The sequence below is a fragment of the Pseudomonas sp. TE31087 genome (genome assembly GCF_057284075.1).
This window is the reverse complement of record NZ_JBXVNN010000001.1, coordinates 1672486-1685275: the sequence shown is the minus strand read 5'-3', so window position 1 is coordinate 1685275 and position 12790 is coordinate 1672486. Positions and strand designations below refer to the sequence as shown.

Annotated in this window: 14 protein-coding genes; 9 read left to right on the top strand and 5 right to left on the bottom strand. The window is 56.7% G+C overall.

What is annotated here, in order from left to right:
• Window positions 1-146: 146 nt before the first annotated feature.
• Complete coding sequence (locus ACZ899_RS07585) at window positions 147-1316, bottom strand: PAS domain-containing sensor histidine kinase (RefSeq protein ID WP_234561097.1); 1170 nt, start codon at window positions 1314-1316, stop codon at window positions 147-149.
• Between the two features lie 856 nt (window positions 1317-2172).
• Here ACZ899_RS07585 and ACZ899_RS07580 point away from each other — a divergent pair.
• Complete coding sequence (locus ACZ899_RS07580) at window positions 2173-2415, top strand: hypothetical protein (protein ID WP_234561098.1); 243 nt, start codon at window positions 2173-2175, stop codon at window positions 2413-2415.
• A 128-nt stretch (window positions 2416-2543) separates the two neighbouring features.
• On the opposite strand, the gene ACZ899_RS07575 is transcribed toward ACZ899_RS07580, so the two are convergent.
• The 3 genes from ACZ899_RS07575 to ACZ899_RS07565 all read right to left on the bottom strand — a co-directional run bounded on the left by ACZ899_RS07575 (window position 2544) and on the right by ACZ899_RS07565 (window position 4843).
• Window positions 2544-3614: a hypothetical protein gene (locus tag ACZ899_RS07575; protein WP_234561099.1), complete on the bottom strand. Its 1071-nt coding sequence runs from the start codon at window positions 3612-3614 to the stop codon at window positions 2544-2546.
• A 256-nt stretch (window positions 3615-3870) separates the two neighbouring features.
• Entirely contained in the window at window positions 3871-4332 is a 462-nt protein-coding gene (locus ACZ899_RS07570; RefSeq protein WP_234561100.1) for a hypothetical protein, read from the bottom strand.
• Window positions 4333-4387: 55 nt separating this feature from the next.
• A complete protein-coding gene (locus ACZ899_RS07565) occupies window positions 4388-4843 on the bottom strand; it encodes a helix-turn-helix transcriptional regulator (RefSeq protein WP_234561101.1) in 456 nt (151 codons plus the stop codon).
• A 141-nt stretch (window positions 4844-4984) separates the two neighbouring features.
• Between ACZ899_RS07565 and ACZ899_RS07560 the strand changes: the two genes are divergently transcribed.
• The 6 genes from ACZ899_RS07560 to ACZ899_RS07535 all read left to right on the top strand — a co-directional run bounded on the left by ACZ899_RS07560 (window position 4985) and on the right by ACZ899_RS07535 (window position 11429).
• Window positions 4985-5158, top strand: coding sequence for an Arc family DNA-binding protein (locus tag ACZ899_RS07560; RefSeq protein WP_234561102.1), 174 nt, complete (start codon window positions 4985-4987; stop codon window positions 5156-5158).
• Window positions 5136-6080, top strand: a complete 945-nt coding sequence (locus ACZ899_RS07555) for a BRO-N domain-containing protein (protein ID WP_234561103.1) — start codon at window positions 5136-5138, stop codon at window positions 6078-6080. Before ACZ899_RS07560 ends, ACZ899_RS07555 begins: the two co-directional genes overlap by 23 nt.
• Window positions 6077-6652: a hypothetical protein gene (locus ACZ899_RS07550; protein WP_326491844.1), complete on the top strand. Its 576-nt coding sequence runs from the start codon at window positions 6077-6079 to the stop codon at window positions 6650-6652. Before ACZ899_RS07555 ends, ACZ899_RS07550 begins: the two co-directional genes overlap by 4 nt.
• The gene (locus tag ACZ899_RS07545) at window positions 6645-7103 is read left to right on the top strand and encodes a hypothetical protein (protein ID WP_234561105.1); all 459 of its coding nucleotides are present in this window, start codon (window positions 6645-6647) and stop codon (window positions 7101-7103) included. Before ACZ899_RS07550 ends, ACZ899_RS07545 begins: the two co-directional genes overlap by 8 nt.
• A gap of 367 nt (window positions 7104-7470) precedes the next feature.
• Entirely contained in the window at window positions 7471-7968 is a 498-nt protein-coding gene (locus ACZ899_RS07540) for a hypothetical protein (protein WP_234561106.1), read from the top strand.
• Between the two features lie 50 nt (window positions 7969-8018).
• Window positions 8019-11429, top strand: a complete 3411-nt coding sequence (locus ACZ899_RS07535) for a phage tail tape measure protein (protein WP_234561107.1) — start codon at window positions 8019-8021, stop codon at window positions 11427-11429.
• Window positions 11430-11431: 2 nt separating this feature from the next.
• Here the strand turns inward: ACZ899_RS07535 and ACZ899_RS07530 are convergent, their stop codons facing one another.
• A complete protein-coding gene (locus ACZ899_RS07530) occupies window positions 11432-11644 on the bottom strand; it encodes a hypothetical protein (protein WP_234561108.1) in 213 nt (70 codons plus the stop codon).
• 48 nt (window positions 11645-11692) lie between these two features.
• On the opposite strand from ACZ899_RS07530, the gene ACZ899_RS07525 reads away from it, so the two are divergent.
• A complete protein-coding gene (locus ACZ899_RS07525) occupies window positions 11693-12031 on the top strand; it encodes a phage tail protein (RefSeq protein WP_234561109.1) in 339 nt (112 codons plus the stop codon).
• Between the two features lie 9 nt (window positions 12032-12040).
• Window positions 12041-12790: a phage minor tail protein L gene (locus tag ACZ899_RS07520; RefSeq protein ID WP_234561110.1), complete on the top strand. Its 750-nt coding sequence runs from the start codon at window positions 12041-12043 to the stop codon at window positions 12788-12790.

Below are 12790 nucleotides of genomic sequence, written 5' to 3'. Positions count from 1 at the left end.
GGGCTTTCCGGCAACGGACCGGGGCGGTTCGTTGGAAGGCACAACGCTACTACGTCCAGGCTCAGCTCACGTACTGGCTTTCCGTCCAGGGTGGATGGGCGGACAGGCTTCTACAAGCGCCAAAAGGAGTATCGGGTAATTTGAGATCAATGACGCGGGAACGACACAGTGAATGTCGTACCTTCCTCTATTGATGAAGATACAGTTACATATCCATCATGGGCTTTCACGATTTCTCGCACGATGAAAAGTCCCAGCCCTATGCTTCTAAGGCCGGAGTTATCGTGGCTGCCTCGTATCATTGGCTCGAACAGATCTTTGAGCAGCTCTTCAGGGATTGGAGTGCCGAGGTTGTGCACGATAAGGCTTATCTGGTTTTCCTCGATCCGTGAGTTAACCGTCACGCAACCATCAATTTCACCATAGGCGATAGCGTTGGCAATAAGATTCCCCAGAAGCTGATAGAGCCGGTCGCTGTCCGCGCTGAACTCTCCTTGCCCCGTCATCTGGTGGATGAGTTTGTGGCCAGGGAAGACCAGGCGCAACTCTTCAAGGCACTCCTCCACCAACATGTGCAGATCAAGGGGTTCCCTCGTCACAGCGATGCCACGTCCAACCTGTACCAACGTAAAGTCGAGCAAGTCCGCAACCAGACGCTGTGCCCGGTCTACCGAATGCGTGATGTGGCCTACCGTCTGTAACGTCTTGGAATCCAGCTGCTTGCGCGCCAGCAAGCTGGCAGCCATTTTGACTGCGGCCAATGGATTTCGCAGGTCATGGCTAACAATGCCTATCATCTGTTCCGCAAATAGGGCCCTGTCTTCCGCTGCCGCATAGGTCAACCGCAACTTGCCTTGAGCCACGTCCAGGGCTCGCAGGGATTTCAGGTGGTTTGCCAGGTGCCGCTCTGCGAGCATGCGAGCACTGAGCAGCTCTCGTTCATATCGGTTGCGGTCCCGCGCCTTGAAAAGCGTTAGCTCGTGAAAAATACCGCTTGCATGCTCGCACCTGATTCCGTTGAGCATCATTGAAACAAGGTGGCCATCTCGGTGAACGAGGTCGAACTTAACATCTGAAATTGCTCCCTGTGCATGCATGAGTGGGAGCCAATGGGTCTGGTGGAAGGCGCGCGCCTCATCGCTCATCAAGGTCTGAATTTGACGATTCAAAAGCTCCTGTTTGGAGTACCCGATCCAGCGGCAAAAGGTCAGATTGACCCTCTTGATAGCGCCGCCTTCCGCCGTAAGCAACAATCCACAGGCGGCATCGTCGAAGAGAATATCGCTGCTGGGTATCGAGTCGCTCTCTTCTGCCATGGCGCCAATCACCTTGTGTGGGGCATTGCCCTGATGACCTGGAATAAAAAATTATAGCGTGCGCCTCGACGTGACTCGCTTTAGGGGGAATCTTTTGCGATGCTCGTTAATTGAAATTTTCTATTTTAGCCGGTGGTCCGATAAATAATTCTTTGGTGCTGATAGGCGCATACTCAATTTAGCTCAGGACTTCTGAGCATTGAGAGGTGTGTATGACCAGACAAGGGAATAATGGCCAGGGTGGCAGTTCACGCGGGCAGGGTGACTTGCAAAACGGTCGAGAAGAGGATGCCAAAACAGCTCGCCTTGACGGCCGCTACGAGTACATTGATAAACGGCCGTTTCGAGGCGGTCAGAAGCAAGGTCCGCCGGACCCATCGCGGGCATCCAACGCCGAGCGCTATAGCCATCACGAGCGCCCACTGGAATAATTACCAAGTCTAAAGGCTCACTGATTCAAGGCGAGCACTACTGGCTAGAAGCCCAGCCCCCAAGCTGGGCTTTTTGCATCCGGCGCTCACCCTTGGCTCCGGCGCTTCCAGGCGTGATGCCTACCCAAGTCACTGGCGTGAAATGCCCGCGTGAGATGCGCCTTCTCCAGCTCTTCAGCCCAGGCTATGGCCTCAGCACGCTCCCTGGCGCGCAAGTCGTCGAGCATTGCGGCCCAATGCTCCAGGGCCTCCATGAATCGCCGCTTCTCATTCTCAGGCATCTCCGAACCCTTCGCGTGAGTGGTTGGGAGGGGTAAGGATAGACCGGATGGAAGGGCGGGTAGGGTTGTTTGTCGGCGAGCGCCGGCGGATGCCTGGCTGTGGTAGATTGCCGACTCGATGCCGCCAACAGAAAAGGACGCCCTGTGAAAGTAAAAGACCTCATCGAAAAGCTCCAGAAGCTTGACCACGACCTGACGGTGTACGTTACCTGCGAAGATCCCGATGTGGTTGTTCCAGGCTACGCGGTTCGACCTTTTGTCATCGACGATGTCTCGGTAGTAGAGGTCGAGCTGAGCCGGGATAGGAGCAATCGGCCCGAGATTGCGGCAACAGCAGCCGGCGAAGGGCGTAAATGCGCAACCCTGGAAATCACTGCTGATTTCTGACGCTAGAGCGACAGTCCAATCCTGAAGCCCAGAACCGCGCTGGGTTTTTTGCGTCTGGCATCGAAGTGCTCGCTAATTTTTCAGGGAAAGAAATTAAATCAGTAAATCTATCTTGTTTAAGAGTGCGGTTACCAGTAATGGGGTGGGTAGTTTAAGTAATCTACTAGCAGGTTCTTTATCTGGAGTATTTCCGGATTGTCCTGTATTTCGCTCCAGTGCTCAGTGCTCTTTAAATTTTTGGCAAGCTCCCCTCCTAGGATAAGAGAGTATGTGGGCTGAAGTGTGTTAAGGAATTTATCGGAGTGTAGGGTCTCGTTGACCTTATTCTTGAAATGGCGGAGCTGTTCGCTAGTGGCTGAGCGGCTTAATTTTATTAGTCCGATAGCGCCGCGACTGCTGGGATCCAATGTTGATTTGTACTGATCTTTTTCTATTAGCAATTCTAGGTATTTGAGAGTGGGCGTGCGCCAGTCGATTACTTCTATCTTTCGTCCTTCGTAGTGCAGCCCGCCAAAAAAAGCTATCTCGGTAATCAGTTCCTCGATTTTATGAATTTGTGTGCCTAACTGCTCCAGATAAAAGAAGATTCCTGTATCAGGGTTAGTTACTTTTCCATATGGGTTGAAGTGTTTCGAATGCTTCAGTCCTAAAGTAGATATTGTCTGTTGCATGAGGGTCGCTAAGTTCTGCGTTGGCGTTTGTTGTAAGTGTCCATCCAGAATTAGAAGTATTTTTTCAATCGCCTTGATGCTGCGCCCTAATACGGATGGTAAGCCATCCATTGAGGTGGTGGAAGCGCGAAGCGTGACTTCTGTTGGGTTGTTACGAGGAAAAATTCGCTGGTAAAATTCGATTGCATTTGGAATTGAAAGGCAGCCGTTGCGGGTGCGATCTTCTACCAGCTTGGTGAATTCGTCTTTATGCTGCCTGTATTGCTCGAATGTAAGTGAGTCAATCTGTTTTTGCAGCGCCTTGGCGGTAAGCTCTTGCTGGTCGCGGAGTAAGATAAATGTAATTGTCGTAACTAATGCACCAATTAAAGTGAAGCAGCCTCCTAGCAGTGAGCCAAAACTACCCCAGTCGTCCGCAAGGCTAGATAATTTCCAGTGAAAGGTGTTTCCGTATAAAAGTAGGATTGCCGCTGCCGATAGCACGCTTACTATAGCCGCAGAATAAATAAAATATTTCATGAGCTTCATGTCGGTCGATCTTGTCTTGGTCTAATTTTCTGGTTGCCCATTAAATTTCACGGGGTATCTAATTGTGCTTTTGCTGTGTTGCGCGGTAGAAAATATTCACGTTTTGCAGGATCTTGTGGCCAAGTATTTGGTTCCTACAATGACCACTTTGGTCCTCAGCACAAGCGTTGGTCACCCCAATGGTATAGCTCTCGACCGTGCCATCGTCCCGCTTGGTGTGGCCGAGGTATCTAAAGGTGAGAGGGGAGTATTTCTATCAGTAAAGTTGCCGGTGGATGCGTTTAATACGCTTTCGGTATTTGATTAAGCTGTCAACTCTGGTCGATGCATTGAGCCAGGCAATCTCAAATAAAAAGGCAGGGCCGGCAAGGCAAAAACCTACAAGCACAGTTGCTGTTTCGCTTCTTTGTGGGTTGCTTGGAAGGTTCGCTATTGCTGCGATAGTGGCGATCGAGGTGATGGCGAATAATACAAAAAGAGCATAGCTTAGTGTGATTTCTCGGTTGATTGCTACGCTATCGAATCGCTTTGATTTTATCTTGATGAGTCGGTTGCGTTTTTGCCGCCTCATAAAGGTTTGTAACCGTCCCTTAGTGCCGACTACAAGAAGAGCTGCTATGTTTTGAAGTGTTTTATAAGCTTTGGGGATTATGGAGCTAACCACGCCACCCAGAATTAAGGTTGTCCACCATTCCGGATTACTAAACATCGCACTCATGTAGGTGTCCTTGACCTAATATGTAAGAGAAACCCGGCGCGGGCCGGGCTTGGGATTACTTAGAGAGTTCCTCGTCTTCTTCTTCATCCGGGCCTGGTAACGCATCGAAGCGCTCCAGCATGCCAGGAAACTCCTCTTCCATCAGTCGTCGAGTCTCGGGGTCTTTCAGCTTCATGCGAAGGCCGATGATAGTCAGTTTGCGCATGAGCTCTTCAGTTGAGATGCCAAGCTTCGCCGCCTCTGTGTCGAACTGCTCGGCCTCCTCGGCGCTGAGCTGTACTTCGATTTCCTTAGTGGTCTTCTTCAGCTCTGGCATCAAGTCGAAGGCATCCATCTTCAGGACCCGGGCTAGCTTCAGGGCGCCGCCGAGCCGTGGCTTGGAGCGCCCAGCCTCGTAACGAACGATCTGAGGCTGGCTAATTCCACTCTGTTCAGCGAGGTCCTTTTGTGTGAGGCCGGCCTCTGATCGCGCCCACAGTAGGCGCTCGGCGAAAGATCTGGTGTCGGTCATTGCGTACTAGAAGCCTTCCGGTAACAAGGTTTCATATCACTATACCAGACAAGAAAAGGAAGTAAGTGATCACACTTGACAGGTGATCTATAGAGCGCTTAAATGATCACAACTGATCACATGTCTGTCTTGGAGAGGTTGATGAAAAAGGGTGAGGCAAAGGTTCAGACGGTGTTAAGGCTGGCCCCCGCAATGCGTGAGTGGCTGCTAGGTGAAGCAGATATGAACGGACGCACAATAAACGGCGAGGTCATCTATCGCCTGAAAAAAATGATGGAGGAGGAGGTGCAGGATGAGCAGAAACAGCGGGCATGAAAAAGCCCCAGTCGTTGGCGCGACTGAGGCTTCGGAGATCAACGCAGTCATCTATCAGGAAAACAACGTCATGGCGAATAATAGCACAAAAGTGGTCCCGTTCAATTTCGGAAAGCAGCAGGTGCGCACGCTGCTGATCGCCGGCGAGCCTTGGTTTGCCGCGCAGGATGTTCTCGACTCCTTGGAGTATGCAGAAACCTACAAGCCTTCCCGTGCTATGTCGCACGTACCTGATGCCTGGAAGGGTGTTCATCGGTTGCACACCCCTGGCGGCACTCAGCAAACACTGATGATTTCCGAGCAAGGCCTGTATTTTGTGCTTGGGCGCTCCGACAAGCCCAAAGCCCTCCCTTTCCAGATCTGGCTTGCCGGTGATGTGCTGCCAGCTATCCGTAAGACAGGCCGTTACGACGACCAGCACGGGCGCCTGGCAACCCTGATTGGTCAGACTATCGGGACTGACGGCTTCCACATGCTTGGCGCAATTGTGAAGGGCAAAGTTGCATCGCTTCCAGCTCCAGTCCAGCGCCGCGCCACTGCAAAGATCTGGTCTCAAGTCCATGCGGCTTTCGGCGTTCGATCTGCCGCAGACATTCCTGCCGAGCACCTGGATGGCGCTCGAAATTTCATCGCATCCTACGCGGTGGTCGAGGGTGAGTTTTTGCCGAAGCGCGACCAGGTACAGATCGTTGGCGGTCCGCAAAAGCGGTACTTGGTAGCGTTTAACTATAAGGGCGAACAAGCGATTGAGGAAATCCCGCATGATGCTTACGTGCTTACCCAGCGCGATCTGATGGCATGCATGGTGGCGACTCCTGGAGATGTTCCTGTCTCGACTCCTGACATGTTCCAGTTTTTGATGGCTGCCGTCATGAATCTAAAGAGCCGATACGAGTGCATGGCCCGGAGGGCGGGAGCATGAGCATGGAGCTTCTGACCCTGACCATCAAGGGTACCTCGCCGCTGATGATGCATTCCGACAAGCTGGCCAACCCGTTGCACCCGGCCACGAAGGCGCATCGGGAGCTCACCAGCAAGCGCAAAAAAGTTGATGACGATCATGTCGCCATTGCGAAGTCCGAGTTTATTGCTGGTGCCTATTTCGATGCGCGGGCAGGCATCCACATCCCTGGAGCGAACTTCGACGCCACCTTCTTGGCTGGCGCGAAGCTTCAAAAGCTCGGCACGCACTGGAAACGCGGCGCGCTGGTCATGACGGACAAGGCTTCACTGGAGTTCGACGGCCCGGATACGCCGGAGTCGCTGTGGGAAGATCAGCGCTTCGTCGACTGCCGGGGCGTTAAGGTTGGCCAAGCCAAGATCATGCGATACCGCCCGATCTTCCTCGACTGGGCCTGTCAGCTTGAGGTGGCGATCAACACAGATGTACTGGACCTGCAGGAGGTCAAGAAGGCTATCGAGGACTCCGGAAAGCTGATCGGCGTCTGCGAGTATCGGCCGCGCTTCGGACGCTTCGAGGTGGCCTATGTCTGAAGTCACCAAGTATCCAGTACACAAGCAGGCAGTCGAAGACTTCCTGGCGCAGTTCAAGTACGGTGATCTCGTCGGTCATGACTGGCTGGAGGCGCGGTTCGGGATGCTTTTGATGAGCGAATCTAGGTCACTGACGGTTGAGCAGTTTCGAGATAGGCAGTTCGAGTGGCTGGCCAATGTCGAAGCGTTTAAGGCTGAACTGCTGCGCGACCATCAGGTGTGCCTGCAGTCGGTTCGTGGACGCGGCTACCGCTGGGTGCCGCCGCATGAGCAGACAGGCGTGGCGATGGATGAGCTGGGACGCAATGTCCGCAAGGTGTTCCGCAGCACCGGGCAGAAGCTCCGGCACCTGCGGATCACTGAGCTGACGGATGAGCAGCGGCGTGACAACCTGGACCAGGTTGCGAAGTTCTCCGCACTGCGCGGCATGACCACCAAGGCGTTGAGCTGATTTCACAGCGTACAGCGCATCCAGAGGGTGCGTTGTGCGGTGGCGACAGTCATCGGCGGCACGGCATGGCGTGTCGGGGTAGGGCAAGGCTAGGTATGACATGGGCTGAAAACAGCGTAATGCCCGTTCAATGAGAGGGTATTGCGGTGGCGACAGTCACCAACTGGCACGGTGTGCTCTGGTCTGACCAGGTCAGGCGGGGTTCGGTCAGGTCTGGCAAGCTGAGGTATGGCTTGGTGGGGCGGGGCATGGGCCGTAAACGGCATCGAGAGGGCACCTTCGGGTGCCTTTTCTTTTGGTGCCGCTGCTTGGTTTTGCACTGACACGACGCGATGGTAGATTGCCCTCATTAACAAGGAGGGCGCGAATGAAGCGTTTGGCACTGGTGACTATGGCCGCAGCGGTGGTGTACGGCTGTTCTGATGACGGACCCTGGGGCGGCCCCGCAGGAACGAAGATGGGCCTCAAGCTAGAGCAAATAGAGAAGCACGCTGTGCTGCAAAAGGAAGGCTCAAACAATGTCGGGGCCACTATCTATTCTTCAAAACAGGCACCGAAGCTGGACGCTCAAGCGGACAGTTACAACTACGTGTTCACCAAGGACGGTGGCCTCTGCTTGGTACAGATGCGCTTTGAGAACGTGAACCGATCGAGCTCGCCGTTGATGGTCGAATTGAAGGCGAAGTATGGGATGCCGGTTAAGGACGAGCGAGTGCCGTGGGGCGTGGTCTGGGCATCGAGCAAGTACAAGTTGAGCGATGAAATCATTGAAATCACGAGTGAGTTCACTGGAAGTGAGCCTCGCGTCTCTGCCTTAGTTAGTTTTTGGTATGAAAACTTCGATCAGTGCCGAACGAAAGAGTAGCCTGAACCAAGGCCCGCCTAGCGCGGGCTTTTTTACGCCTGGAGAAAATCATGACCACCATCGCCTCCCTTGGCCTGCAGATCGACTCCGGCGATGCCGTTGAGGCGAAAGATAACCTCGATCAGCTAACGGACGCCGGTAAGCGCAGTGAGGAGTCGGCTGGACGAACTGGGCGCGCCTGGGAGGTAGCGCTCGGCAGTCTGCAGGGTGACACCCGGCAGATCGTTCAGGAGCTGCAGGCGCTCAATGCCAAGCAGGCCGAGCTGGCTCAGCAGATGGCCACCGTGGGGCGCGCCGTTACCAGCGCTTCCACGGCTTTCAGCAACGCCGCCGCCAACATGGGGTCGTTCCGGACTGAGGTCGCGCAGGCGGGCAAGGTGCAGGAGGCCCTCACCAGCGCCACGGACGCCGGTGCACAGGCTGGACGGCGCGCCGCCGAATCTGCCGACGAGCAGCAGGCCAGGATTCTGGCCGTGGCCAAGGCTTCGCTGGAGGCCAGCCAGTACGTCCAGTCGCTGAACCGTGCGACTGAACAAACGGCCGAGGTCACCGCCCAGGCGAACGCCGTTCTATCGGACAAGGCCAGCCGCCAGGCCGCCATCAACGGTCGTGCCCAGGCGCTTCTGGCGACCGAGGAGCGTCTGGCCCAGGCAGCCAAGAAAACGGCTGGCGCTCAGCGTGAGGAAGGCGAGGCGCTCGAGGATCTGCTGGGCAAGATCGACCCGACCGTGGCTGCCATTAGCCGGCTGGACCAGATGGAGCAGAAGCTGAAGGGCTTCCGCACCAGCGGCGCGCTCGACGCGGAGACGTTCGGCGAGTACCAGGCGAAAATTGATCAGGCGCGTACTGCGCTTGGCGGCGCCGACGCTGCGCTGAACAGAACCGGCATGACGGCCAAGCAGACCGCTGCAGCACTGCGCATGGTTCCGATGCAGTTCACGGACATCGTGACATCCATCGCAGGCGGTCAGCCTCTGATGATGGTGGCCATTCAACAAGGCGGGCAGTTGAAAGACTCCCTTGGGGGCATCGGACCAGCAGCGAAGGCAATGGGCGGCTATGTGGCTGGGCTAGTAACCCCGCTGACTGCCGCAGGAGCCGCACTTGCCGCTCTGGGGCTTGCGTACTATCAAGGTAGTAAGGAGCAAGATGCGTTTCTTCAGAGCCTGGTGACGACCGGAAATGCAGCGGGCGCCACGACATCTGGCCTGGCTGCAATGGCGAGACAGGTTGGCTCAACCGTTGGCACCACGGGAGCGGCTGCTGCTGTTCTGGCTCAGCTCGCAGGGACCGGAAAAATAGTCAGCTCCAGCTTTGAGCAGATCGCGATTGCCGCGCTTTCGTTCGAGAAGGCGACTGGAAGGGCTGCGTCTGAAACTGTGGCTGAATTTGCAAAGCTTGCAGATGATCCAGTCAAGGCCGTAGTCGCCCTTAACGAAAAGTATCGCTTCTTGACCGCGGCAGTTTTCAGTCAGATTCATGCACTTCAAGAGCAAGGAGATACCCTTGGGGCTCAGCAAATTGCCGAGGGTGCATATGCGGATGCTTTGACAAAGCGCGCCGGAGAGATACAGCGTAATTTGGGGTATGTAGAGCGTGCCTGGGACTCTGCTAAGGGGGCGGCTAAGGGGGCCTGGGATGCATTTCTCGACATCGGTCGAGAGGAGACCTTTGAGGACAAGCTCCGTCAACTTGAGCAGCGAGCGAACATTGGTGCTGGGGGTCTAGGCGGCGGGCTTCTGTCCGGCTTTGAGGCTGCCCAGGGCAGCACAACAGAGATTGGCAAAGAGTGGACTGGGGTTCTTCAGCAGGAGGTTGATGACCAATCCAGGGCTCGAGCAGCCATGTTCGAGGCGGAGGCCGTAGAGCGCGGCACCAAAGCCTATCAGGCCCTTCAGAAGGCTATCGACAGCACAGCACCGAAGTCTGAAAAACTGAAGAAAGCGCTTGATGAAAATAGGCGGCAAGTCGCAGAGGCTCGCCGCGCTGGCTACACGATTACTGCTGAGCAGGAGACCGCCCTGGAGGCGCAGACCAAGGCTAAGTTCAAACCGGCCGCAGCGCGTTCTTCAGCGGTTGATTTATCCAGCTTCAACAACCAGAAGAACGCGCTGAGCGCCATCCTGGCTGAGTACAAGAATCACCAGAAGGAGCTGGATGCGGCGCAGAAGGCCGGGATCATCTCCCAAGAGTCGTACGCCTCCCAGCGCGCCGCGATCGTCGAACAGCAGAAGGCTGAGGTCACCAACGCCTACGAGGCCGAAATCAAGGCGCTGGAGGACGCCAAGGCTCGGAGAAGCACCAGTGCACAACAGCGAATCCAGCTAGACCAGAAGATCGCCGACGCGCGGGCCGCCATGGTCAAGGCGCAGAAGGATGCGGATTCGGAATTGGCCGTGCTCGCGACCAATGAGCAGGGCCGCCTGGCCAAGCAGGCGAGGGCGGTGCAGACCTACACTGATGCCCTTGATCAACAGGTCAAGGCCCTGAGGCTTCAGGGGCAGCGAGCGGCAGATGGTCTGGGCCTTGGCGACCGACAGCGCGCCTTGCAGGACCAGCAGAACGGCATCACCGACCGGATGAATCAGCAGCGGCTGGACCTGGCCAATCAGTACGGCGATGGCTCCCGCGGCATGAGCCTTGACGAGTACAACCAGAAGCTGGCGGCACTGAATAAGACCGAGCGAGACCTGCAGGAAACCACCATCGCCAACTACGACGCCATGACGGCGGCGCAGGGTGACTGGCGCAACGGGGCATCGTCTGCGTTCAGCAGTTACCTGGAACAGGCCCGGGACGTTGCCGGCCAAACCCGCACACTGTTCAGCAACGCTTTCTCCAGCATGGAGGACGCTGTGGCGAACTTCGCAATTACCGGCAAGCTGTCGTTCTCCGACTTCGCCAAGTCGGTGCTGGCAGACATGGCCAGGATTGCGACCAGGCAGGCGATCACCGGCATTGCCGGCAGCCTGTTTGGGTCGGCCATTGGCGGGTTCTTCGGCGGTGGGGCTTCGGCGGTCGGCGAGGGGACCATGACAGGGTTCAGCGAGGGCTCTTTTGTGCCCAATGCCAAGGGCGGGGTGTACGACTCGCCGAGCCTGTCGCACTTCAGCAACCAGGTGCACAGCACGCCTCAGTTCTTCGCGTTCGCGAAGGGGGCGGGCGTGTTCGGTGAGGCCGGGCCGGAGGCGATCATGCCTCTGACCCGAGCGCCGGATGGAAACTTGGGGGTTCGCGCCCTGGGAAGAGCGGGGAGTGACTCAGCGACCGCTGCAGCGGCGCCGGTCAGCGTATCGATCACGATCAACAGCGACGGATCTACTCAGGTCGAATCGAAGGCGCCGATGATGGACCAGTTTGGCAAGGAGATCGGCGCATTCGTAGAGGCAAAGTACCGGAAGCTCTTGAGCATGGACCTGCGTCCTGATGGAGCCATTGGCAGGACCATGCAGCGTCGATAGTGTCAGAGTGCGGCCAGAACCTTTTCCGTTGCCAGCTTTTCCACCTCTTTGAAGGTCAAGGACTCTGCGCCTTCATGGGGGAAAGTGAGGCCAATTCGGCCGCCTATTTGACCGTGGCTGCGGTCGAAATTCACATCAAGCTCCGCTCCAATTTTTGTCGGTTCGTTCGGCGAGTCGACGTCGTAGAGGCTGAAGCTCTTAAGTGTCAGTTTCATGTAGCACCTCATTCCTTGGCTGAAAGTCAGAATCTTACCGAGATCTCTATGTCGATAGAAACCTTTCGCTGGCTCACCGAGCGCGGTGAGACCCCCGATATCCAGTACCGGGTGCGGGAGTCTCGCTTCGGCGGTGGGTACCGACAGGTCGTTGGCGACGGCCCGAACAACAAGGAAGACAGCTACCCGGTGACCATCACTGGCAGGAAGGCCCGGGTGCTGGAGGTCATGGCCTTCTTCGACCGGCACGCTGGCGCGAAGGCGTTCCTCTGGAGCACCCCGCTTGGCGAGCTGGGCCTGTTCACCTGCGTCGATCCCAAACCGACCCCCATGGGCGGTGAGCAATTCAAGGTCACCGCCACCTTCCAGCGGGCCTTCCACCCGTAAGGAGTCACCATGTCACTGATCAAAGACATCCAGCTGCTCCAGCCGGGCAGCGAGGTGCTGCTGTTCGAGCTCGACGGCTCGGACTGGGGCGCCGATATCCTGCGCTTCCACGGGCATGCGATCCCGCACTCGCCCGCAGAGCTGGCAGCGGCCGGCGCGAATGCCGACCAGCTGCCGGCCAAGTCGATCTGGTGGCAGGGCAACGAATACGACGCCTGGCCGATGCAGATCGAGGGTATCGAGGCGAACTCGGACGGTACTGCGGTGCGCCCGACGATCTCTGTCGGCAACGTCAACGGCCGGATTACCGCCCTGTGCCTGGCCTTCGACAACCTGCTCGAGTTCAAGCTGACGATCAGGCAGACCCTGAAGCGGTACCTGGACCCGGTGAACTTCCCCGCCGGCAATCCTGAGGCTGATCCGACCCAGGAAAGCACGGAGGTCTGGTACATCGACCAGAAGGTGTCGGAGAACGGCGCGACGGTGTCGTGGGAGCTGTCCAGCCCGGGCGATGTGGGCGGTGAGAGCATTGGCCGCCAGATGACCCAGCTCTGCCACTGGTCCATGACCAACGGATACCGTGGGCCGAACTGCGGCTACACCGGGCCGTACTTCGACTTCGACGGGAACCCCACGGACGACCCGGCCAAGGACCAGTGCAACGGATGCCTGGACACCGGCTGTGTCGCGCGCTTCGGCCAGGGCAACCAGCTGCCGTTCGGCGGCTTCCCGGCTGTCTCCCTGATCGCCAGGAGCTGA